Here is a 22,445-nt window from a genome sequence, read left to right as displayed (position 1 = left end):
AGGTCTTTGACTGCGCGAGTGGTCGTCCGAGATCAACCACGGGACGAGAAGGAAGTTATGAAGGGGCAGTTTCAGTCGCGGCACTCCCGGATACCGCGCGGGTAAACACTTACTTACCCGGTGATGGCTGGACCCGAGACACGAGATTCACTCGGATTGCAGTAAAAGTTCGCGACGGTGGTCGCTCGGCGTCCGTCGCGCGCCAATCCACCGCTGAAACACCGACGTCATGCAGGACGAGGCACCGGGATCGGCCAGGGACTGCGACGACGCGTCGTCACATGGCGGGGAGACCGGGCCGTGACCGCGACCCTGCGGGACCGTGCGACAGGACGGTCAGCGGCGCTGGGCGTCCTCGTCGGTGGAGAAGTACTCGTCGAGGTCGAGATCGGCCTTCAGGTCCAGGTCGATCTGGGATTCCAAGTCGTTGCGCAGCCGCTGCGAGTGCTCACGGAGGTCACGGATCGTTCGGCCGGCCGTGCGGGCCATGTGCGGCAGCCGCTCCGGGCCGAAGACCACGAGAGCCACGAAGGCGAGCAACGCGAGCTCCAGGGGGCCGAGTCCGAACATGCGGTGACGCTAACACGGTCCGCTACGCCCTCCGCAAGGCCGATGTGGGCGGGAAACACAGGTTTCACGCGATTGTCGCGGCATCGAAACCCCCCGCCCGAGGTGCTGGTTAGCGTGGCTAGGGAACACCCACCACGGATGGAGAATCCATGCCTCACCTCGGCCCCACCGAACTGCTCATCATCGTCGGCGTCGTGGTCCTGCTCTTCGGCGGCCGCAAGCTGCCCGAGCTGGCCCGCGGCACCGGACAGGCCCTGCGCATCTTCAAGTCCGAGGTCACCGAGCCGGACGAGCTGACGGCGAAGTCCGACTCCCGGTCGACATCGGACGTCGATCCGCTCGCGACCGAGGTGGTCGCCGAACCGACCACCCTGCGTTCCTGAAACCTTGTCCGCCGTCGGCACGTTCCGGGTCAGGCTTCGACGCCGCACGGCCGCGGAGCGGCCCAGCGCGGCGATGACGTTCACCGACCACCTGCGCGAGCTGCGCCGCCGCTCGGTCAGAGCCGTCATCGCGATGGCCCTGGGAACCGTCGTGGCATGGCTCGCCTACGAGCCGATCTTCACCTGGCTCGTGGCCCCCTACTCAGATGTCAAGCCCGTTCTCGCCGAGCAGGGCATCGACACCAGCCTCGTCTTCACCGGGATCGGCGGCGCGTTCCAGTTCCAGCTGAAGGTGTCGCTCGTCGCAGGGTTCGTGCTGTCCAGCCCGTGGTGGATCTGGCAGATCTGGGCCTACGTCGTGCCCGCGCTGCACCACGGCGAGAAGCGCGCGGCGCTCACGCTCAGCGCCATCTGCGCGCCTCTGTTCCTCGCCGGTGCGTGGTTCGGCTACCTGATCCTCCCGCGTGCGATCGAGTTCCTCGTCGGCTTCGTCCCCCAGAACGCCGAGTCCCTGCTCACCGGCGCGGACTACCTGGACTTCTCCCTGCGCATCATGCTGGTGTTCGCCGTCGCTGCGCAGCTGCCGGTCGTCATCGTGATGCTGCACCGCCTCGGCATGGTCAGCGGGCCGCAGCTCGTGCATGCCCGGCCGTGGATCATCACCGGCATCTTCGCGTTCGCCGGAATCGCCACACCCACGGTCGACCCGGTCACGATGGCGTTGCTCGCCACGCCGATGGTCGTGCTGTACGGCATCGCCGAGGCGATCGTCAGGGTGCGCGAGCGGCGGGGCGCGGCGGCCACGGACGCCGCGCTCTGAGCATCGCTCAGCCCAGCAGCGCCTCGGTGAGATCGCGCAGGATGGCGTAGCCGTTCTGGGTGAGCACCGACTCGGCGTGGAACTGGATCCCGCGGTAGTGCGGGCCGGCCACCAGGTGGATGTCACCGGTGGCCGGGTCCGTCTGCACCGTCACGCCCTCGGGCAGGCCCGACTCCGGGACCCGGCCGACGAAGGTGTTGTAGAAGCCCACGGTCTCGGTGCGATCCAGCACGGGCAGCGCGCTCTGGGTGCCCTGGAAGACGATGTCCTTGTAGCCCAGGTCGAGGCCGAGCTCGTGGCACAGCGTCTGGTGGCCCAGGCAGATCGCCAGGAACGGCTGGCCGCGGTCGAGCAGCCGGCGCGTCGCCCCGCGCAGGACGGCGATCTTCGCGTCGTCGCCGTCGCGCGGATCGCCCGGGCCCGGGCCGACCACGACGAGGTCGTGGCCGTCGAGCGCCGTCTCGGTCCACTCGTCGTGGCGGATCACGTCGGTGGTCATGCCCATCACGCCGAAGACGTGCGACAGCATGTTGACGAAGTCGTCCTCGCCGTCGAGCACGATCACGCGCTTGCCCTCCAGCGTGGGCGTGGGGCGGGTGCCGGACTGGTCGCTCAGCCAGAACTGGCTCAGTCGCTGGTTGCGTGAGCCGAGCGCGATGAGCACGTCGTCCTCGCGGGTGAACGCGTCGAAGCCCTCCACCGGCTCGGGGGCGGCCGCGACCAGGCCGAACGCGCTGAGCACGCCCGACGCCTTCGCCCACGTCTCGTTCGTCTCGTACTCGGCGTCGGAGTCGCGCACGAGCGTGGCCCCGGCCGTGACCGTGAGGTTGCCGTCGAGGTCGACGTCGGCCGTGCGGATGAGGATCGGCGCGTCGAGGCGCGGCGTGCCGTTCTCGTCGCGGCCGACGAGCGCCGCCACGCTGGCGTAGTAGCCCCGGCCCTGGCGCTCGTACTGCTTGATCAGCCGGCAGGCGTTCTCCACCGGGCTGCCCGTCACCGTGGCGGCGAACATCGAGTCGCGCAGGATCTCGCGCGGGTCTCGGTCGGTGCGGCCGGCCAACAGGTACTCGGTGTGCACGAGGTGGCTCATCGGCTTGAGGTACGGACCGAGGACCAGGCCACCCTCGTGGCACAGGTCGCACATCATCTTCAGCTCCTCGTCCACGACCATGAAGAGCTCGTAGATCTCCTTCTCGTCGGAGAGGAACTTGAGCAGCTCGCGCTTGCGGTCGGCGTGGGTCTCGAGGCCCCGCATCCGGAACGTGCCGCTGATCGGGTTCATCCGCAGCTGGCCGTCGTCGAGGCTGACGTGCCGCTCGGGGCTCGCCCCGATCAGGTAGCGGTCGCCGGTGAAGATGCAGAAGGTCCAGAAGGCACCGCGCTCGCGCTCCAGCAGGCGGCGGAACACGGTGAGCGCCTTCGTGTGGTCCCAGTCGGCGACCGTGGCGCGGTAGCGGCGGCCGATGACGAGGTTCGCACCCTCGCCCTGGCCGATCTCGTCGTCGATGATGCGGCGCACCATGGCCGCGTAGTCCTCGTCGGAGGTCTCGAAGCCGCCGCGGTCGGCGAGGTCGATCGGGCCGTCGGGCAGGACCTCGAGCAGATCCGCGAGGGCGACGTCGTGGTTCGAGCGTGCCTCGATCACCGAGAGGGGTGTGCCGTCCTGGTGCGCCTCGAAGCCGCGCTCGGCGACCTGCGCGAACGGCACGAGCACGAGGTGGTCCCACGCGGGGCCGGGGCCGTCGGCCAGCGGGATGTCCGCGAGCCGCTCGATGTCGGACCGGGGGCCGCCGATGAGCGCGACCCGGTCGGCCTCGCGCCCGCGGATCAGCGCGAACGCGGGCTGGGCCAGCACGTCGTCGAGGAGGTCTTGCGTCATCGTGGTCTTCTTCCCGCGGTCGGACGAGCAACGCCCAGACCGCCATGTGGGGGTCTGGGCGTGGGTACGTCGACAGTCCTCCTCAGCGGAGGGGCCACCAGGTGCTGGTCGTCGACATGCGCACAGCGTAGCGGTCAGTCGGCGGCCGGCGGGACGGGCAGGGTCGTGTAGTCGCCGACCTCGATGACGCTCCCGGGCTTGAAGGTGACGATCTGCAGGCCCACCACCCGGCCGGCCTCGAAGGTCAGCACGGCCACCTGGGCGTCCCGGCGCAGCTTGGTGCCGAGCGCGAAGGCGTAGACGGCGCCGCCGGTGGAGCCGATCGAGACCTCCGTGGAGGTGCCGTTCGACCCCTCGGTGCTGGTGGGCCCCACCTGGCGGTGCAGGTGCCCGCTGATCGCGAGGTCGACGCAGCCCTGCGCCACGGCCTGCTTGGCCGAGGCCGCGCTGTGCGTGGCCAGAAGGCTGACCTCGCCGTCCTCGCACGCCGCCTCGGCGAGCGCCTCGCTCTGGTCGGCGATGGCGGCGATGTTGTCGCCCTCGTTGCCGTTGTAGCCGGCCGTGAGGCCCGAGCTGCGCGGGTCGCTCTCGCCGAGCATGCGCACGCCCTCGATCTCGGTGGGCTCGCCGTCGAGCACGGTGAAGTCGTTGCGCTCCATCTCGCGCTGGATGAAGCGGCCGGTGTCGTGGTTGCCCGCGACCGCGACGATCGGCAGGTCCTCGAAGGTCTCGCGCAGCGACTTGATGCTGAACGCCTCCCACGAGGCACCGTTCGAGGTGTCGTCGCCGAGGTCCAGCACGAACGACGCGTCGGCGGCGCGAGCCACCTCGCGAGCGACGGGGTCCATGCCCACGTTGTTGTGGCGGTCGGTGACGACCAGCGCGGTGGTCTGGCCGTCCTCCGGCGCGCGCACCGGGACGCCCTTGGTCTTCTCGGCCAGCGCCGTGTAGAACTCCAGCGACTCCTCGTACGTGTCGAGGGCGCCCTGCACGATGGCCTTGCTGGTGGCGGTGGCCGCGCCGCGCGAGATCTCCACCTGCGCGAGCCGCGGCTCGTCGGGCAGCTCGGGGAACTCCTGGCGCAGCGGCACCCACGCGACCTCGCGCTTGGTGCCGGGGTCGGGGGCGTAGGCCATCACGGCGCCCAGCACCACGACGGCGAGCACGCCGCCGACGAGCGCCGTGCGCGGCTCGGGCGGCCACTGCTCGCGCAGCTCGCGCCGCCGGCGCGGGCCGACCGCCCACCAGCCGACGCCGACCACGACCATCGCGATGACGCCGGCGGCCAGGCCGCGCTGCAGCGCCGCGAGACCCATCTCCGTGATCTCGGAGGTCATCGCCGCGATCTCGCCCTCGGGCTGGCTGGCGATCGCCGCGTCCTGGGCGAGCACCCGCTCGAGGTCGGTGTCGGGGCTGTCGCGCAGGACGACCTCGGCCCCGATGCCCAGCAGCGCGTCCGACGGCATGCGCAGCTCGGGCAGCAGCGGCCCCGCCACGATCGTGACGTGCCCGTCGAACGTGGGCCGCGCGGTGGCGTTGTGGGCGCCGATCGTGACGGTGCGCTCGGTGTCGACGAACGTGGTCGCGGCGACGGGCACCGCGACGGCCAACCCGACCAGCACGAGGCCGATCGCGGCAGGGAGTCGTCTCACACGTCGACCCTATCGAGCCAGGAACGACTCGTGCCGACGGTGACGAGTCGCTGCGTCGCCCGGGTGAGCACGACGTAGAGCGTGCGCCAGCCCGCGGCGGACTCGCCCACGACCCCGTCGGCGTCCACGAGGACGACGCCGTCGAACTCGAGTCCCTTGGTGTCGAGCGGGTCGAGCACGCGCAGCCGCTCGTCCTTCGGCATGGCCTCGGCCAGCCCGGCGAGCCGGCTCGCGGGGGCCACCACGGCGACCGTGCCCTCCACCTGGGCCAGCATCTCGGTGGCCTCGGCGACGGCACGGTCGAGCAGCCGTCCGCCCTCGACGACCTCGTGGCGCGGGTCGACGCCGGTGCGCCGCACGGCCTCGGCGAGGTCGGGACTGGCGATCGCCTGGCGCGCCACCCGCGCGGCGAACTCGTAGATCTCGGCGGAGTTGCGGTAGTTCGTGGAGAGCCGGAAGCGGTGCACGGGCATCGTGCCGAGCGCCTCGTCGCGCGCCGCGGCCGACTCGGCCGGGACGGGCCAGGAGGACTGGGCCTCGTCGCCGACGATCGTCCAGCTGGCGGTGCGACCGCGACGGCCGAGCATCCGCCACTGCATCGGCGAGAGGTCCTGCGCCTCGTCGACGAGCACGTGCGCGTAGCCCTCGTCCTCGATGCTGCCGGTGGCGTGCACCCGGTCCTCGCGCTCACGCTCCTCGAAGCTCATCATCTGCTTGGGCGTGGCCCAGTCGTCCTCGGTGCGGACCGGCGCCTCGCCCAGGAGGTGCCGCAGCTCGTCGATGAGCGGGATGTCCTCGATCGTGGGCTGGTCGGCCCACTCGCGGCGCAGCACCTGCTGCTCGAACGACGTGAACAGGTCGGAGGCCACCTCGCCGAGGCGGGACGGGACGGTGCGCCAGACCTCGACCGGGTCGAGCTCGGGCCACCACGCGTCGACGAAGGTCTCGAACGAGAGGTCGCCGTCGAGCTGGTCGGCGAACGCCTCCTCGCCGCGGTCGAGGCCGCGGTCGCCGGTGACGCGCTCCCAGAGCGCCTTCACGAGCTCCTCGCGCACGACCGCGAGCGTGGTGTTGGGCAGGCCGTTCGACAGCACCTTGCGCCGGAGCCGGGCCAGGTCGGACGCCTCGAGCACGAGCCGGTCGTCGCGGTAGAACAGGTCGAACCGGTTCGGCGTCCCCGGCTGCGGGGACTTGGCGATGCGGGCCAGCGCCTTGGCCATGTGGGCCGAGCCGAGCAGGGCGGCGGCCTCGGGCACGGCGTGCTGCGTGGCGCGGATGCCGTCGACGACCTCGCCGATCGAGCGCAGCACCACGCTGGTCTCGCCGAGGCTGGGCAGCACCCGCTCGATGTAGTTCATGAAGACGCCCGACGGGCCGACGACGAGCACGCCGCCGGACTCGAAGCGACGCCGGTCGGTGTAGAGCAGGTAGGCGGCGCGGTGCAGCGCGACGACGGTCTTGCCCGTGCCGGGGCCACCACCGATGATCGTGGCGCCGCGCGCGGGGGCGCGGATGGCCTCGTCCTGCTCCTTCTGGATCGTGGCGACGACCGAGTGCATCGAGCTGTCGCGGGCCCGGCTCAGGCTCGCCAGCAGGGCGCCCTCGCCGATCACGACCATGTCGTCCGGGGCCGCGTCGGCGTCGAGCAGCTCGTCCTCGATGCCGATCACGCGGTCGCCGCGGCAGCGCAGCACCCGACGACGCACGACGCCGGCCGGGTCCTGGGCGGTGGCCTGGTAGAACACGGCGGCGGCGGGAGCGCGCCAGTCGATGAGGATGATCTCGCGATCCTCGTCGCGCACCCCGATGCGGCCGATGTAGCGGGCGTCGCCCGTGCCGAGGTCGAGGCGGCCGAACACCAGCCCGTCGTGCGCGGCGTGCAGGGCGCTCAGCCGGCGCGAGGCCTGGTAGACCATCGCGTCGCGCTCGACGAGTCCGCCCTCGTGGCCGATGTGCCCGCGTGCCAGCCCCTCGGCGACGAGCGACTTGGCCACCTTGGTGGACTCCTCCAGTCGTTCGTAGACCGTGTCGACATACGCCTGCTCGTGCTGGAGCTCGCGTTCATCGGGCGAGGGCTTGCTCATCGACGTCCTTCGGTGGCGTGGGGGAACTCTCCATTCTAGGCACCGGACACCAGCCGGTACGCCCTCGCGCCACGCTTCGGGCTGTGTCATGTATCAACGTGGCCGATCCACGCTCATCCTGGGCGTCGGCCGTTCGCGGCCGGCGCAAGCGCCGCGCGGGCGCCGACCGCCAAACGGGGGTCGGCCGGCGCCCGCGGGTGCGTCCAGCGAATCAGCGGGCGCGGTACGTGACCTTGAGCTTCTTGAGGTACGTGACCTTGCCCTTGCCGTCGAAGCCGCGGACCACGATCGTCCGCTTCGCCGACCGCAGGCCCTTCTCGTACCGGACCTTGCGCACGACGCGGCCGTACGAGTCGGCCTTGCCGGTCACCATCTGGTGCCGCAGCGAGATCCGGTAGCGCTGACCCGGGGCGAGGCCCTGGGCGCGGACCGTGAACGCCTGCGTGCCGCGAAGGGTCACGCGCGAGGTCGTGACCTTCGCCGACTCCTTGAGGACGTTGGTCCGCAGGGTGGTCGACCACTCGGTGTAGCCGGGTGCGGCCACGGTGATCCGGGCGCAGACCACGCGTCCGGACAGGCCCGCGGTGACGCGGTACGAGCTCGCGGCCTTCGACGGACGGCAGTCGGCCGCGGCCGGCGCGAAGCCCCACGTGGTCGTGTTCGTCGCGCCCTCCGGCAGCGGACCCGAGAACAGCGACGCCTTCAGGGTCGCACCGATCTTCGGGCTCGTGCTGCTGAGCACGCCCCGCATGGCCGGCAGCGTGCCGCGCAGGACCGGGTGCTCGAAGGTGAACGTCCCGCCCAGGGGCTCATAGCCCTCGGACGTGACACCCACCTCGATGCACAGCGCCTCGCCGACCTGCGCCGGGGTCGGCGTGAACGAGTCCGACGTCGCACCCGAGATGGCGACACAATCCTCGTCCTGCTGCACGCCCCACTGCCAGTGACCCTCGGTGCCCTCGGGCGCCTCGGACAGGTCGATCGACAGGGAGATCTCCTCGCCCACCTTCGGGTGTTCGGAGCTGAGCTGGGGCATGGGCACCTGCAGCTCGCCCGAGCTGATCTCGACCTCGTCGGAGGTCGTCACGTCGGCGACGTAGCCGCGCGCCGTCGAGGTCACGGTGACGGAGAGGTCGTGACCACGCTGGGCGCCCTTCGGCGTGTAGGTCGCGTCCGTGGCGCCCTCGATCGGCTCGCCGTCGAGGTTCCACTGGTACGTGCGCTCGGCATCGGCCGGATCGCCACCGGTGACCGTGGCGGAGACCTGCGTGCCGACCTGGGCCCAGCCCTGGATCGTCACCGACGGCGACTCGCCGAAGGCACCGGCGCCGACCGCGCCGACCACGAGGGTCGCCTTCGCGTCCTGGTGGTGCGGCGCGCTGATCGTCACGGTCACGCACAGCGTGTCCTCGAAGTCCTCGGCACCGGGGGTGAAGGTGGCCTCGTCGGCACCGTCGATCGCCGTGCACTCGCCCTCGGCCTGCGTGCCCCACTGCCAGGCCGCGACCTCGGCGCCCGCGGGCGCGTCGTCCAGGTCGACCGAGGCGGTCAGCATGCCGTCGACCACGGGCGACTCGACGTCGACCGTGGGAGTCGGGGCGGTGAAGGTGCCCACGGCGCTTCCATGAGCGGTCACCGTGACCGTGAGGTCCTCGTAGCCGGAGGCCTCGAAGGCCGCGCGGGCGCAGAGCCCGGCGCCGGCGTCACCATCGACGACCGGGTGGGTCGTGCTCGCGGTGGCGTCCTCCGGGACGACGCAGACCGCCTCGTCGTCCAGTCGTCCCCAGCGGACGGTGCCCGAGGCATCCCCGGGCAGCTTCGCCTCGTCCACCTCGAGCGTCAGGACGTCGCCCGTCGTGGGGGGCGTGGTCGGAGTGGAGTCGGACATCGAGAAGGCACTCGCGTCCATGAGCTTGCCGGTGATCGCCTTCGTCGCGGTGACGGTGCGATCGCGGGGCTCGCCCTCGGTGCCCTTGGCGGTCACGGCGACCGTGGCGGTCTTGCCCCGGTCGGCCGCGGTCGGCGTGAACGTGGCCTCCGCGGAGCGGACCTCAGTGCTGCCACTGACCGTCCACGCGTACATCCAAGAAGTGGGCTCCGGCGACGTCGAAGCCGAGACGTTCAGCTCGTCGCCGACCCGGCCCGAGCCGGTGATCTGCGGCGTGAACGCAGTGAACACCGCGCCGAGCTGGTACTTCTGCACACCCGTCGGCCGGTCGATGTCCGTCGTGAACACGCTGCCGTCCGCACCGAAGGCGATGCCGGCGGCCCCGTAGTAACCCTCGTTGGCCTCGATCCCGTGCGAGCGCCAGGAGGCGACCAGGTCCCCCTCGGCAGTCAGCACCGTCGCGCCCGGTCGGCTGTAGTCACTCACGGCGATTCGCCCCTCGGAGTCGACGTCGACCTTGATCGGATTCATGAAGCTGCCACCACCGGGGACCGTCACCTCGGAGATGAAGTCGCCGTCGGAGGTGAACTTCTGGACGCGGTTGTTGCCGAAGTCCGGCAGGTACACGACCCCGTCGTCGTCGACCGCGATGCCGTACACGTTGTAGAACTGGCCCGGACCCGACCCCGGGCCTCCCCACGTGCCCAGGTAGGAGCCGTCCGCCGCCAGCTTCACGACGCGGTGGTTGTGCGGGTCCGAGACATAGATGAGCCCGGATGCGTCGTCGACCGCGATCCCGTAGCCGTAGTACGAGGCATGGGCGGACACCTGGAAGACGAAGGTGTCATCGGCCTCGAACTTCGTGATCGTGCCGTCGGTCGAGGTCACGTACACCGCGCCTTCGTCATCGACGTCGATCCCCACAGGGTTGCCCATGTTCCCCTCGATCGTGCGAACGAATTCGCCGTCCTGGGTGAACACCTGCACCCGCGAGTTGTTGCTGTCGGCGACGTAGACGTTCCCGTCGGGCCCGACGGCGACGTCCCAGGCGTAGTCGACCCGCCCTGGGCCCGATGTGCCGAAGCTCTTCACGTACGTCGCCTCGTCAGCGGCCTGGGCCGGAGCGGCCACGAAGACCAGTCCGGCGAGGGCGACGACGAGGGCGAGCAGCAGGGACAGCGGACGCGCACGATGGGGCGTCGACGCGGCCGTGGTGTGACGAGAGTGGCGTGAGTTCACTGATGAAACGTATGTGTCACTTTTCCCGACGGTGGCCGAACGGACACAAGTGGTCAGAAGTGACTACCGTTTCGCGCACCATCAGCCACTCGTGCGCCACTACGCTGACGTGGCCGCCATCTCGACGACGTAAGGAAGAACCGCATGCGCGTGCGCGTCATCGCCATCGCCGTGGTGACCGGACTGGTCCTCGCCCTGGCGCCACTCGCGGCCCAGGCGGCATCGACCTACACCGTCTCCCTCTCCATCAACGCGAGCCAGCCGACGGTCGGCACGAAGCTCAAGCTCTCGGGCAAGGTCTCAGGTCCGAAGGCAGCCGGGAAGCAGCTGCTCGTGCAGCGCAAGGTCGGCAGGGGTACGTGGAAGACCGTCGCGAAGGTGCGCACCACCACGCGACGCGGCTACACGGCGCGCGTGAAGGTGCCCACCGCCGGCCGGCAGTACGTGCGCGTCGTCGCGCCGAGCTCGTCATCGGCGGCTGCCGGAACGAGTCCCGCGCGCCGCTACACGGGCTTCCGCTGGCTCGACCTCACGAAGCAGCGCCACGCGACGGGCGGCGAGCCCGTGAACGGCCCCGTCACCATCGCGGGGAAGCGGTACCGCAAGGCGTTCACCTTCCGGGACTCCGGCGTCTACTTCAACACCGGCGGGAAGTGCACGACGCTCCGTGGCTCGGTCGGCACCCCGGACGACGCCGCCGGCCGCCTCGTGGTCCTGACCGCCCGCAACGCCGACTTCGACGACGAGCGGGAGTACCACGCCCACGCCGCGGCCGGGGCCGCGCCGAAGCGGACGCGCTTCCCCGTCACCGGAAAGGGCGTGCTGGCCTTCGGCGACGACAACAGCGCGAAGCGCGTCTCGATCGTCTTTCCGAAGCTGCGGTGCTCTGTCAACACGCTGCCGCGGATGGAGCTGCGGCCACTCGGGAGTTCCGCCGATTTCACACACCACGCGTCACTCCAGTCACTAGGCTGACCGGGCCAACACCCCCCGAACGAAGGACTCACCCATGCGCCTGCGCGCCCTCGCCCTCGCCACGGCCACGGGCCTGGTCCTGACCGTGGCTCCGGCCACCGCCGCCGAGGCGGCCAGGAAGCCGGCCTACAAGGTCTCGATCTCCACCAGCACGGCCAACCCGAGCGTCGGCACGACCGTCAAGGTCACGGGCAAGGTCACGGGCCCCAAGGCCGCCAAGAAGCGCCTGCTCGTCCAGCGCAAGGTGGGCGCCGGGAAGTGGACCACCGTCGCCAAGGTCCGCACGACCAAGAGCCGCAAGTACGCCGCCCGCGTCAAGGTCTCGACCGCCGGCAAGCACGCGGTGCGCGTCGTCGCGCCGAAGTCCTCGAAGGCCCGCGCCGGCAGCAGCCGGGCCCGCAGCTTCACCGGCTGGCGCTGGCTCGACCTCACCAAGCAGCCCAACCAGGGCGGTGGCGACATCGTGAACGGTCCGGTCACGATCGCCGGAAAGTCGTACCCGAAGGCCTTCACCTTCCGGTACTCGGGCGTCTACTTCAACACCGGCGGCAAGTGCACGACCCTGCGCGGATCCGTCGGCACGCCGGATCCGGTGGGCGCCAGCCTGCTCGCTCTGACGTTCGCGAACCAGGATCTCGACGACGCGCTCGAGTACCGGACCGTCGTCGCGGCGGGCGCCGCGCCGAAGGCGGCCAGCTACCCCGTCAGCGGCAAGCCGGTCGTGGCCTTCGGCGACGGCGGCGGCGAGGGCCGCGTCTCGATCGTCGCGCCCGAGCTGCGCTGCTCGATCAACGCCCTGCCGGCGATGGAGCTCCCCCCGCTCTGACGCCAACCCCATGAGCAACGACGAACGCCCCTCCCGCTCGGGAGGGGCGTTCGTCGTCGTTCAGCGAGGGCGGGACAGGAACGCGAGCATCGCCTCACGGGCCTCGTCGCTGCCGAAGAGCCGCGCCGACTGCTCAGCCACCTGGTCGCCGAGGGCGTCGATCCGCGCCACCAGGTCGTGGTTGAGCAGGGCCTTCGTCTCGCGGAACCCCTGCGGATAGCCCTGCGCGAGGTCGGCGAGCACCGCGTCGAGTCCGGCGTCGAGGGCGTCGTCCTGCACGACGCGCGTGACCAGGCCGATGCGCTGGGCCTCGGCCGCGTCGAACTTCCGCCCCGTGAGGAAGAGGTCGGACGCCGCCCGCGGCGCGAGTCGCGGCAGCAGCGACAGGCTGATCACCGCAGGCGCGAGCGCCAGCCGGACCTCGGTCAGCGCGAACGTCACCGACTCCGTGGCGAGCACGATGTCGGCTGCGCCCACGAGGCCGAGGCCGCCCGCGCGGACCGGGCCGCCCAGCACGACCACGACGGGCTTGGCGCTCGTCGCGATGCGGCGCTGCAGGTCGATCAGGGCGCTGGCGCCCTGCTGCATCGACCCCTCCGCGGCCTCGGACAGGTCGGCGCCCGAGCAGAACACCCGGTGGGCCGAGCGCAGCACGATCACCTTCGCGTCGGCGTCGGCCTCGGCGGTGCCCAGGTGCGCCCCCAGCTCGGTCACGAGCTGGCGGCTGAGCGCGTTGCGGTTGTGCTCGCTGTCGAGCGTGATCGTCGCGACGCCGTCAGCGACGTCCAGGTGGACGAGTTCAGTCATGGTGCTCCGTTCCGCTGCGGTGGTTTCGATACGCCGCTCGCTGCCGGCCCGGTGATCGCGTGCGGCGAGCGAAGCGAGACGTGTATCGAGATCAATAGGACTTCGGCAGGCCCAGCGAGAACTGGGCGACGAAGTTGAGGGCCATCTGCTTGCTGACGGGCGCGATGTTCGACAGTCGCGACGAGGCGAGCGCCTGCACCAGACCGTACTCGTTCGCCAGGCCGTTGCCGCCGTGCGTCTGGATGGCCGTGTCGACGGCCTTCGCAGCAGCGTCACCGGCGGCGACCTTGGCCATGTTGGCCGCCTCGCCGGCACCCATCAGGTCGCCGGCGGCGTACAGCGCGGCGGCCTTCTGCGTCAGCAGGCGCGTCATCTCGATGTCGATGTGCAGCTGCGCCAGCGGGTGGGCGATGGCCTGGTGCGCGCCGATCGGCTTGCCCCAGACGTCGCGCTCCTTGGCGTAGGCGACGGCCTTGTTGAGCGCCCAGCGCGCGGTGCCCGTGCCCATCGACGCGGCCATGATCCGCTCGGGGTTCAGGCCCGCGAACAGCTGCTCGAGGCCGGCGTCCTCGCTGCCGACCAGCGCGTCGGCCGGCAGCCGGATGTCGTCGAAGAACAGCGTGAACTGCTTCTCCGGGCTGGTGAGGCCCATGTCGATCTCCTGGGCGCTGAAGCCCTCGGCGTCGGTGGGCACCATGAACAGCGCGGGCTTGAGCTTGCCGCTGCGGGCATCGGCGGTGCGACCGACCACCAGCACGTGGCTGGCCTCGTCCACGCCGGAGATGTAGGTCTTGCCGCCCTTGAGGATCCAGCCGTCCTCGGACTTCGTGGCCGTGGTGACCAGGTGGTGCGAGTTCGAGCCGGCGTCCGGCTCGGTGATGCTGAACGCGTACGTCGCGGTGCCGTCGGCCAGGCCGGGCAGCCAGCGCTCCTTCTGCTCCTGCGTGCCGTACTGCGCGATCACGGTGCCGACGATCGCCGGCGAGACCACCATCAGCAGCAGCGGGCAGCCGGCGATCGCCAGCTCCTCGCAGACCGCCGCGAGGTCGCCGATGTCGCCGCCTCCGCCTCCGAACTCCTCGGGGATCGAGACGCCGAGGTAGCCGAGCTTGCCGGCCTCCGACCACAGCTCGGTGGTCTTGCGGCCCTCCTTCGCGGCGTCGTAGAAGTAGTGCTCGCCGTACTTGGCGCCGAGCGCCGCGACCGCCTTGCGCAGCTCGCGCCGCTCCTCGGACTCCGTGAACTGACTCATTCGGTCTCCTCCTCGATGACGGCGAGGACCGCTCCGGCCTCGACCTGTTGCCCGACGCTCACGGCCAGGCCGCTGACGACGCCGTCGGAGGGCGCCGCGATGGTGTGCTGCATCTTCATCGCCTCGAGGACGACCACGGGGTCGCCCTTCGCGACGCGATCGCCGTCGGCGACCTTCACCGCCGTGACCGCCGCAGGCATGGGTGCCAGCAGCGATCCCTCGGCCACGACGTCCGCCGGGTCGACGAAGCGCGGCACCGCGACGAGGCTCGTGGAGCCGTCCGGGCCGTCCACGTCGACGTGGTCCTGCGCCACCGTGACGCGGTAGCGGCGGGTGACGCCCTCGACCTCGAGCAGCACCGCGACGCTGGAGCCGTCCACCGCGACGGAGACGACGTCGGCCTGGTCGACCACGAGGTGGCCCTGGGCGTTGCGGTACCGGACGGGCTCGTGGCCCTCGTACTCGCGTGTCAGGGGCTGGCTGGGCACGTTGCGGAAGCCGGCGGGGATGCGCGACAGCACCTTCGCCGAGGAGGCGGCGAGCGTGGCCTCGGCCAGCGCGGCCGCGACGGGCACCAGCGGATCGGACGTCTCGTCACCGAACCACTCGTCGGCGTGCTCCTCGAGCATCGAGGTCCACAGCTCGGCGGCCTGCACCTGCGGGGCCTCGAGGATCTGCCGCAGCGCCGACCGGTTGGTCGTGACGCCGTGCACGCGGGAGCGACGCAGCGCGTCGACCAGCGTGCGCAGCGCGGTCGCGCGGTCGGGACCGTGGGCGATGACCTTGGCGATCATCGCGTCGTAGTGGATGCCGACGACGCTGCCCACCTCGACGGCCGAGTCCACGCGCACCGAGCCGGGGAACTCGAACGCGCGGATCGTGCCGGTCTGGGGCGACCAGTCCTCGGCCGGGTCCTCGGCGTAGAGACGGACCTCGATCGCGTGGCCGTTCGGCTCGGGGACGCTGCCGACCAGCGCCCCGCCCTCGGCGATGCGAATCTGCTCCGCGACGAGGTCGAGCCCGTGCACCTCCTCCGTGACGGGGTGCTCCACCTGCAGGCGGGTGTTCATCTCCAGGAAGAACACGCGGTCGCCGTCGACGAGGAACTCCACCGTGCCGGCGCCGCGGTACGCCACGGCCTTCGCGGCCTCGCGGGCGGCGATGTGCAGCGTGGTCCGGGCCCGGTCCGAGAGGCCGGGCGCGGGCGCCTCCTCCACGACCTTCTGGTGGCGGCGCTGGATCGAGCAGTCGCGATCGCCGACGGCCCACACCGTGCCGTGGGTGTCCGCGAGGATCTGCACCTCGACGTGACGGGCGCGCGGCAGGTAGGGCTCGACGAACACCGTGCCGTCGCCGAACGCGGACTCGGCCTCGGCGCGGGCCTTCGCGAGCTCGGCGTCGAGGTCGTCGAGCCGCTCGACGACGCGCATGCCGCGACCGCCGCCGCCGGCACTGGCCTTGACGAGCAGCGGCAGCTCGCCGGGCGTGACGCCATCGAGGTCGACCGCGAGGATCGGCACGCCCGCGGCGGCCATGATCTCCTTCGCGCGAATCTTGCTGCCCATCTCGTCGATGGACTCCGGGCTCGGCCCGATCCAGACCAGCCCGGCGCTCTCCACCTCACGGGCGAAGTCGGCGTTCTCGGACAGGAAGCCGTAGCCGGGGTGGATCGCGTCGGCACCACTGCGACGGGCGGCCTCGATCACGAGGTCACCACGCAGGTACGTGTCCGACGGCGCGCTGCCGGGCAGCCGCACCGACACGTCGGCCTCGGCCACGAACGGCATGCCGGCGTCGGCGTCGGAGAACACCGCCACCGTCTCGATGCCGAGGTCGCGGCACGTGCGGAAGACGCGGCGCGCGATCTCGCCGCGGTTGGCGACCAGGACTCTCTTGATGGTCATGCGGTGACTCCAGTTCGGTGATCGAGTGCCGCGGCGAGCGCAGCGAGACGCGGTGTATCGAGATCAGGCGATGCGCTCACAGGCGGAACACCCCGTACCCGCGCGCACCCTCGACGGGCGCGTTGGCGATCGTGGACAGGCAGATGCCCAGGATGGTGCGGGTGTCGCGCGGGTCGATGACGCCGTCGTCGTAGCCCAGGCCGCTCGTGAAGTAGGCCAGCGACTGCTCCTCGATCTGCGCCTCGACGAGGTCCTTGATGCCCTGGAACCCCTCGGCGTCGAACGCGATCCCCTTCGACTCCGACGACTGCCGCGCGACGATCTCCATCACGCCGGCGAGCTGCGCCGGACCCATCACGGCCGACTTCGCGCCCGTCCAGCTGAACATGAAGCGCGGGTCGTAGGCGCGGCCGCTCATCCCGTAGTGGCCCGCGCCGTACGACGCGCCCATCACGATCGAGATGTGCGGCACCTTGCTGTTCGAGACCGCGTTGATCATCTGGGCGCCGTGCTTGATGATGCCGCCCTGCTCGTACTCCGCGCCGACCATGTAGCCGGTCGTGTTGTGCAGGAACAGCAGCGGCGTGTCGGTCTGGTTCGCCAGCTGGATGAACTGCGCGGCCTTCTGCGCCTCCTGGCTGAACAGCACGCCCTGCGCGTTGGCGAGGATGCCGATCGGGTAGCCGTGCAGCTGCGCGAAGCCGGTGACGAGGCTCTGGCCGTAGAGCGGCTTGAACTCGTCGAACTCGCTGCCGTCGACGAGGCGCGCGATGACCTCGCGCGGGTCGAACGGCACCTTGAGGTCGGTCGGGACGATGCCCAGCAGCTCCTCGGGATCGAGCACGGGCTCGGCGTAGGACGAGACCGGCACGGGGCCCGCCTTGCGCCAGTTGATGCGCCGGATGATCTGGCGGCCGAGTCGGATCGCGTCGCGCTCGTCCACGGCGAGGTAGTCGGCCAGGCCGGACTGCTTCGCGTGCATCTGCGCGCCACCGAGCGACTCGTCGTCGGACTCCTCCCCCGTGGCCATCTTCACCAGCGGCGGACCACCGAGAAAGACCTTCGCGCCGCCGTCGACCATGACGACGTAGTCGCTCATTCCGGGTACGTAGGCGCCGCCGGCCGTGGAGTTGCCGAAGACGAGGGCCACCGTCGGACGGCGGTCCTCGCTGGCCTGCGTGATGTTGCGGAAGCTGGCGCCGCCGGGGATGAAGATGTCCTTCTGCGTCGGCAGGTCGGCGCCGCCGGACTCCACGAGGTTGATCGTGGGCAGCCGGTTCTCGGCCGCGACCTGCGCCGCGCGGAAGCCCTTCTTGACCGTGACGGGGTTCGAGGAGCCGCCCTTCACGGTGGGGTCGTTCGCGATGATCATGCACTCGACGCCCTCGACGACGCCGATGCCGGTGATGATCGAGCCGCCGACGGTGAAGTCGGTGCCCCAGCCGGCCAGCGCGCCCAGCTCGAGGAACGGGGAGTCCTGGTCGACGAGCAGCTCGATGCGCTCCCGGGCGGTCAGCTTGCCGCGGCCGTGGTGACGGGCGACGTACTTCTCGCCGCCGCCGGCGAGCGCCTTAGCGTGCTGCTCGGCGAGGTCGGCGACGCGCGCGAGCGCCGCCTCCCGGTTCTCGGCGTACGCGCCCGTCGTCGGGTCGACGGCGGTCCTGACACTGCTCATGCTCTGTCCTTCCACTGCAGGTCGACAGGGGTGTCGAGGTGGTCGATGAAGGCGGCGGCATCGGCGTGGATGCGGTCGCGGTCGGAGGGTCCGAGAGGCCGCACGGGGGTGATCTCGAAGAGGCCCGGGGCAGCCTTGCGCTTCGCCTTGAGGCTGCGCCAGGTCGCCGCGACGACGCCGTCGAGCAGGACGAGGTTGCCGCCCCAGACGTCGATCGTGCCGCGGTCGGCGATCGGCACCTCGTAGTGCGAGCGGTCCGCGTACGCGATGACGAGCTCGTCGAACAGGCTGAGGATGAACGCCGTGCCGTCGGAGGAGGCCGGTGCGACGGGCTCGACCTCGGCCAGCTCGTAGGCGCGCTTGGCATCGGTGACGGTGATCCCGGCCCACCAGGCGAAGTCGTGCGCGGTCGCCGGTGCGTGACCGGCCAGGTACATCGTGGCCAGGCGCACGAGCGCCTCCTCGCGGTCGAGCTCGACCGTGGGGATGCGTGAGGCGTAGGGGACGAAGGTGTCCCAGTGGCCGCGGCGCGGGCCGGTGGTGACGACCTTGTCCAGCTCGGCGCTGACGGTGACGTGGCCGAGGGCCTGTCCCCTCAGCTCGACGCCGCGCAGGGCGAGGGCCTCGCCGATCTCCTTGCGGGTGAGCGGCGCCTCGGCGGCCTCGACGATCTCGCCGACCATCCCGACGAAGCGGTCGCGGTCCTCGAGCACCCCGCTGATGCGCATCTGCGGCCGCGACTGGGCCCGGATGCGGTCGGCGGTCAGGTCGAGCATCCAGCCGAGGTCCTCGACGCGGACGACGTGCCACGTCGGGCGCAGCACGTGGTGCCGCACGAGAGAGCCCTCGGCGATCTCGGTCGCGATGGCCTCCCGCGCGGGGCGGTCCTTCGTGCGGCGCGCGAGCGACCACAGCGAGTCCTCGAACTCCTGGAACTGCACCGCGCCCAGCGTGCTGACGCACGAGATCAGGTCGGGGAACGGCTCCCCGATCAACCGCTGCCGCGCCATCCGCTCTCCGCGGACCTCCGCTGGGCTCATGTGCGCCACCCCTCTCCACTTTTGGAAACCGTTGCACCGTCCACGGACGAAATCACGTCGATCCGTTTCCAAAAGTGGCACGCGGGCGGGCGGGTGCGGGTCACGGTCAGTACCCCAGCAGCTTCGCGGCGAGGTCCTTCATGACCTCGGTGGCGCCGCCGCCGATGCCCAAGATGCGGGCGTCGCGGTAGTGACGGTCGATCTCGGACTCGCGCATGTAGCCCATGCCGCCGAAGATCTGCACGGCCTCGTGCACGACGAACTCGACGCACGCGACGGCCTCGTTCTTCGCGACGACGGCGTCGAGGATCAGCGTGGGATCGGACTTCGAGGTGTCGAGCGAGCGCTCGACGACGCCGCGAGTCAGCGCCCGAGCGGAGGCCGTGCGCGAGTGCATCTCGACGAGCTTGTGGCGGATCACCTGGCGCGCGATGAGCGGCTTGCCGAACGTCTCGCGCTCCTTGGCGTAGACGACGGCGAGGTCGAGGGCGCGCTGCGCCGTGGCGTAGGCCTGGCTGGCGAGGTTGATCCGCTCGCCGACGAACTGCTGCGCGATGTAGTAGAAGCCGGCGTTCTCGTCGCCGACGAGGTTCTCCGCCGGCACGCGGACGTCCTCGAACGAGAGCTCGGCGGTGTCGGAGCAGTGCCAGCCCATCTTGCGCAGGCTCCGGCCCACCGTGAAGCCGGGCGTGCCCTGCTCGATGACGAGCAGGCTGATGCCGCCGTGGCCCTCCCCGCCGGTGCGGACGGCGGTGGTCACGAAGTCGGCGCGGACGCCACTGGTGATGAAGGTCTTGGCGCCGTTGACGACGTAATGGTCGCCGTCGCGCACGGCACGGGTGCGGATGTTCGCCACGTCGGAACCGCCGCCGGGCTCGGTGACGCCGAGCGAGCCGATCATCTCGCCGGCCAGCGTGGGCCGGACGTAGCGGTCGATGAGGTCGGTGTCGCCCGAGTCGATGATGTGCGGCGTCGCGATCGAGTGGGTGAACAGGCTGGCCTGCAGGCCGGTCGAGCCGCCGGCGGCCATGACCGCCTCGGTGGCGATGACCGCGTCGATCATGTCGCCGCCGTCGCCGCCCACCTCCTCGGGGAAGCCGATCGCCAGGAAGCCGGCCTTCGCGGTGCGGCGGTGCAGCTCGCGGGGCAGCTCGCCGTCGTCCTCCCACTGCGGCAGGTGCGGCACGATCTGCGCCCGGGTGAAGTCCTCGACGGCCGTGCGGAGCGCGTTGCGCTCGGGGGTGTTCCAGGCGTTCATGCGAGCAGCTCCTCGGGGACGGACACGATGCGCGCGCGCAGCCACTCGCCGAGCGCCTTGGCCTGCGGGTCGAAGCGGGTGGACGAGGCGACGCCCTCGCCGAGCAGACCGTGCAGGATCACGTTCACGCCGGCCAGGTTCGGCAGCGGGTGGACCTCGATCCTCAGATCGGCCGCCTCGGGGAGGAGCTCGCGGATCCGCTCCTCAGTGAGGAGGTCCTCGAGCCAGGCGTAGGCCTCGGCGCGCCGCGGGTGCGCCGCGGGGATCCACACACCGACGTTCGCGTTGCCGCCCTTGTCGCCCGAGCGGGCGTGGACGAGGCGACCGAGGGGGATCTCGCGGGCCTCGCCGCCTTCGCCCCGACTTTTGTGACGCGGTTCGGTCGTTGAGGCGGCCCGGGGCCGAACGTCGTCACAAAAGTTGGCCGGGGGCGCGACCTCGGTACGGGAGCCGTCGGCGTGGACGACGACGTGGGGCACCTCGGCCTGGGGCACGTAGGCGGCGCGGTAGATGCCGTAGGGGGCGGCGCGGCCCGGAGGCGCGGTCATCGTGAAGCCGGGGTACGACGCGAGGGCGACCTCGACGGCGGCGCCGCTGAACGCGCGGCCCACCGTGTTCTGGTCGGCGTCCTTCACGTGGCAGCGCAGGATGGCCGCTGCCTCGGGCTGCGAGGTGGGGTCGGCCTTGTCGGTGCGGGCGAGGTCCCACACGATCTCCGCCGGCGGGCTCGACGCGAGCGCGGACTCGATCTGCGCGCGCACCCACGCGGCCTTGTCCTCGATGTCGAGGCCCGTCAGGACGAACTCGACGCTGTTGCGGAAGCCGCCGAACGCGTTGAGGCAGACCTTCGTGGTGGCCGGCGGCGCGGTGCCGCGGACGCCGGAGATCCGCACCCGGTCGTCGCCGTCGGTGGCGAGGTCGATGCTGGTCAGATCGACGACGACGTCGGGGTTCAGGTACCGCTGGTCCTGGATCTCGTAGACGAGCTGGGCCGTGACGGTGTCCACGGTGACCGCGCCGCCGGTGCCCTCGTGCTTGGTGATGACGACGGTGCCGTCCTCGGCGATCTCGGCGATCGGGAAGCCGAGGGGCCGCGAGGTGTCGATGTCGCGGAAGCCGCTGAAGTTGCCGCCGGTGGCCTGGGCGCCGCACTCGATGACGTGTCCGGCGACCACGGCACCGGCGAGCCGGTCGTGGTCCTCGCGGTCCCACCCGAACTCCGCGATCGCGGGGCCCACGACGACCGAGGCGTCGGTGACGCGGCCGGTGACCACGATGTCCGCGCCGGCCCGCAGCGCCTCGGTGATGCCGAAGGCACCCAGGTAGGCGTTGGCGGTGAGCGCGTCGCCGAAGCCGAGCTCGGCCGAGCGCGCCACGAGGTCGTCGCCCTCGACGTGGGCGACGGAGACGTCGACGCCCTGCTCGGCGGCCACCTCGCGGATCGCGGCGGCGAGTCCGGCGGGGTTGAGGCCGCCGGCGTTGGCGACGATCCTCACGCCGCGCTCCTTCGCCAGCGCGAGGTTCTCGGTGACCTGCTTGAGGAAGGTCTTCGCGTAGCCCAGGTCGGCGCTCTTCATCCGGTCGCGACCGAGGATCAGCATCGTCAGCTCGGCGAGGTAGTCGCCGGTCAGGTAGTCGAGCTCGCCACCGTCGAGCATCTCGCGCATCGCGGAGTGGCGATCGCCGTAGAAGCCCGAGCAGTTGCCGACACGAAGGGTACGCACCTGACCAGTGTCGTGCCTCACATAGAAACAGTCAAGCCTGATTGTAAGTTGTCCGCGAGGCTCGCCCCGTCACCCCTAGGCTCGCGCCATGGTGACGACCGCCGCGCTCGCGGCCTGCCTCCTGCTCGCGGTGCTGGCTGCCTTCCAGATCGCCCTCGCCCTCGGGGCACCCTGGGCCCGGTTCGCGTGGGGCGGCCAGCACACGGTCCTGCCGACCTCGTTGCGCGTGGGCAGCGCCGTGTCGGTCGTGATCTACGTCGTCATCGGCGCGATCCTGCTGGCGCGAGCGGAACTGATCTCCCTCGACGTCTCCGACCGCGCCGTCGAGATCGCGGCGTGGGTGGTGACGGGCTACTTCGTCCTCGGCATCGCCATGAACCTGGCGTCGCGCAGCCGGCCGGAGCGCCTCGTGATGGCGCCGACCTGCGTCGTGCTGGCCCTGCTGTCGGGCGTCGTCGCCCTCGCCTGA

Annotated in this window: 17 protein-coding genes; 5 read left to right on the top strand and 12 right to left on the bottom strand. The window is 71.1% G+C overall.

The window, feature by feature from the left end:
- Positions 1-336 precede the first annotated feature (336 nt).
- Positions 337-570 carry a twin-arginine translocase TatA/TatE family subunit gene (locus B5D60_RS08705; protein WP_078699790.1) on the bottom strand — a complete coding sequence of 78 codons (234 nt, stop codon included), beginning with the start codon at positions 568-570 and terminating at the stop codon, positions 337-339.
- Positions 571-719: 149 nt separating this feature from the next.
- On the opposite strand from B5D60_RS08705, the gene tatA reads away from it, so the two are divergent.
- Both tatA and tatC read left to right on the top strand, forming a co-directional pair.
- Entirely contained in the window at positions 720-953 is a 234-nt protein-coding gene (tatA, locus tag B5D60_RS08700; RefSeq protein ID WP_078699789.1) for a twin-arginine translocase TatA/TatE family subunit, read from the top strand.
- 4 nt (positions 954-957) lie between these two features.
- Complete coding sequence (gene tatC, locus B5D60_RS08695; RefSeq protein WP_153302941.1) at positions 958-1,773, top strand: twin-arginine translocase subunit TatC; 816 nt, start codon at positions 958-960, stop codon at positions 1,771-1,773.
- A gap of 7 nt (positions 1,774-1,780) precedes the next feature.
- On the opposite strand, the gene B5D60_RS08690 is transcribed toward tatC, so the two are convergent.
- The 4 genes from B5D60_RS08690 to B5D60_RS08675 all read right to left on the bottom strand — a co-directional run bounded on the left by B5D60_RS08690 (position 1,781) and on the right by B5D60_RS08675 (position 10,515).
- Positions 1,781-3,652: an anthranilate synthase family protein gene (locus tag B5D60_RS08690; RefSeq protein WP_078699787.1), complete on the bottom strand. Its 1,872-nt coding sequence runs from the start codon at positions 3,650-3,652 to the stop codon at positions 1,781-1,783.
- Positions 3,653-3,786: 134 nt separating this feature from the next.
- Positions 3,787-5,304 (bottom strand): metallophosphoesterase family protein, encoded by a 1,518-nt coding sequence (locus tag B5D60_RS08685; protein ID WP_078699786.1) that lies wholly within the window; start codon positions 5,302-5,304, stop codon positions 3,787-3,789.
- Complete coding sequence (locus B5D60_RS08680; protein ID WP_078699785.1) at positions 5,301-7,388, bottom strand: HelD family protein; 2,088 nt, start codon at positions 7,386-7,388, stop codon at positions 5,301-5,303. The genes B5D60_RS08685 and B5D60_RS08680 overlap by 4 nt, the downstream gene beginning before the upstream one ends.
- Positions 7,389-7,599: 211 nt before the next feature.
- Positions 7,600-10,515 (bottom strand): NHL repeat-containing protein, encoded by a 2,916-nt coding sequence (locus B5D60_RS08675; RefSeq protein WP_078699784.1) that lies wholly within the window; start codon positions 10,513-10,515, stop codon positions 7,600-7,602.
- Between the two features lie 144 nt (positions 10,516-10,659).
- Between B5D60_RS08675 and B5D60_RS08670 the strand changes: the two genes are divergently transcribed.
- Together B5D60_RS08670 and B5D60_RS08665 are read left to right on the top strand one after the other, a co-directional pair.
- Positions 10,660-11,490, top strand: coding sequence for a hypothetical protein (locus tag B5D60_RS08670; RefSeq protein WP_078699783.1), 831 nt, complete (start codon positions 10,660-10,662; stop codon positions 11,488-11,490).
- A 34-nt stretch (positions 11,491-11,524) separates the two neighbouring features.
- Positions 11,525-12,316 (top strand): hypothetical protein, encoded by a 792-nt coding sequence (locus B5D60_RS08665; protein ID WP_078699782.1) that lies wholly within the window; start codon positions 11,525-11,527, stop codon positions 12,314-12,316.
- A gap of 60 nt (positions 12,317-12,376) precedes the next feature.
- Here B5D60_RS08665 and B5D60_RS08660 read toward each other — a convergent pair whose 3' ends face one another.
- From B5D60_RS08660 to B5D60_RS08630, 7 genes are all read right to left on the bottom strand, one after another.
- The gene (locus B5D60_RS08660) at positions 12,377-13,123 is read right to left on the bottom strand and encodes an enoyl-CoA hydratase-related protein (RefSeq protein WP_078699781.1); all 747 of its coding nucleotides are present in this window, start codon (positions 13,121-13,123) and stop codon (positions 12,377-12,379) included.
- Between the two features lie 91 nt (positions 13,124-13,214).
- Positions 13,215-14,375 carry an acyl-CoA dehydrogenase family protein gene (locus B5D60_RS08655; RefSeq protein WP_078699780.1) on the bottom strand — a complete coding sequence of 387 codons (1,161 nt, stop codon included), beginning with the start codon at positions 14,373-14,375 and terminating at the stop codon, positions 13,215-13,217.
- Positions 14,372-16,279, bottom strand: coding sequence for an ATP-binding protein (locus B5D60_RS08650; protein ID WP_078699779.1), 1,908 nt, complete (start codon positions 16,277-16,279; stop codon positions 14,372-14,374). Before B5D60_RS08650 ends, B5D60_RS08655 begins: the two co-directional genes overlap by 4 nt.
- Positions 16,280-16,355: 76 nt before the next feature.
- The gene (locus B5D60_RS08645; RefSeq protein WP_078699778.1) at positions 16,356-17,954 is read right to left on the bottom strand and encodes an acyl-CoA carboxylase subunit beta; all 1,599 of its coding nucleotides are present in this window, start codon (positions 17,952-17,954) and stop codon (positions 16,356-16,358) included.
- Complete coding sequence (locus B5D60_RS08640) at positions 17,951-18,994, bottom strand: winged helix DNA-binding domain-containing protein (protein ID WP_078699777.1); 1,044 nt, start codon at positions 18,992-18,994, stop codon at positions 17,951-17,953. The genes B5D60_RS08645 and B5D60_RS08640 overlap by 4 nt, the downstream gene beginning before the upstream one ends.
- Positions 18,995-19,100: 106 nt before the next feature.
- Positions 19,101-20,252, bottom strand: coding sequence for an acyl-CoA dehydrogenase family protein (locus B5D60_RS08635; protein ID WP_078699776.1), 1,152 nt, complete (start codon positions 20,250-20,252; stop codon positions 19,101-19,103).
- Positions 20,249-21,976, bottom strand: coding sequence for an acyclic terpene utilization AtuA family protein (locus B5D60_RS08630; protein ID WP_153302940.1), 1,728 nt, complete (start codon positions 21,974-21,976; stop codon positions 20,249-20,251). The genes B5D60_RS08635 and B5D60_RS08630 overlap by 4 nt, the downstream gene beginning before the upstream one ends.
- Positions 21,977-22,064: 88 nt before the next feature.
- Here B5D60_RS08630 and B5D60_RS08625 point away from each other — a divergent pair, with 88 nt between their 5' ends.
- Positions 22,065-22,445: a hypothetical protein gene (locus B5D60_RS08625; protein WP_078699775.1), complete on the top strand. Its 381-nt coding sequence runs from the start codon at positions 22,065-22,067 to the stop codon at positions 22,443-22,445.

The sequence above is a fragment of the Aeromicrobium choanae genome, from assembly GCF_900167475.1.
GTDB classification, from domain to species: Bacteria; Actinomycetota; Actinomycetes; order Propionibacteriales; family Nocardioidaceae; genus Aeromicrobium; species Aeromicrobium choanae.
This window is presented reverse-complemented; position numbering and strand designations above follow the sequence as displayed.